The following is a 243-nucleotide window of genomic DNA, read 5'->3' as shown; positions in this document are numbered from 1 at the left end:
GAAATAAGTAACTCAGCACGTTTAACTCCAGCATGACGCTTTACATATTGCTTCCAACCGCCAAGAACCTGTTCCGTATTTAACAGACGGATCTCTTCAGGCAGGGGGAAGAGTCTGAGTGTTGCGATTGCACTGGTGCAAGTAAGGATTTTAAAGACCTGGCGAAGTTCAGGGAAAACAATGTCTACCCAGCGATGAATCTGATTAACCGCAGCGTTGAGGCGCTTGGTAACCGTCTCTCGG

1 pseudogene is annotated in these 243 nt (G+C 47.7%); it reads right to left on the bottom strand.

Annotated features, from left to right (window positions below):
- Positions 1-243: pseudogene (locus HPT30_RS31260) on the bottom strand (IS110 family RNA-guided transposase); the annotation flags it as partial.

It is taken from the genome of Paenibacillus agri (assembly GCF_013359945.1).
In the GTDB taxonomy this organism is placed as follows: domain Bacteria; phylum Bacillota; class Bacilli; order Paenibacillales; family Paenibacillaceae; genus Paenibacillus_AQ; species Paenibacillus_AQ agri.
This window is presented reverse-complemented; position numbering and strand designations above follow the sequence as displayed.